Source organism: Bacillus sp. EKM501B, assembly GCF_011800505.1.
In the GTDB taxonomy this organism is placed as follows: Bacteria; Bacillota; Bacilli; order Bacillales; family Bacillaceae_G; genus Bacillus_A; species Bacillus_A cereus.
Genome location: NZ_JAALFZ010000084.1, coordinates 1 through 258 on the forward strand (window position 1 = coordinate 1; position 258 = coordinate 258).

The following is a 258-nucleotide window of genomic DNA, read 5'->3' on the forward strand; positions in this document are numbered from 1 at the left end:
AAACTGCCTATAAAAATTTCTTTCGTGGTCAAAATGACTTCCCAACATTCAAAAGCAAAAAAGACAGAAAGTCTTATACAACGAATGTAGTGAACGGAAATATTATGTTGCTTAACAGTCATATCAAATTGCCAAAACTGAAAATGGTACGTATCAAACAGCATAGAGAAATACCACAAGACCATATAATCAAGTCATGTACGATTTCTATGACACCTACTGGTAAATACTATGTGTCCATTTTGACTGAATACGAAA

The 258-nt window shown here is 32.9% G+C and carries 1 pseudogene; it reads left to right on the forward strand.

The features are described 5' to 3' along the window. Window positions 1-258 (forward strand): annotated as a pseudogene (locus HFD78_RS29235) (RNA-guided endonuclease TnpB family protein); the annotation flags it as partial.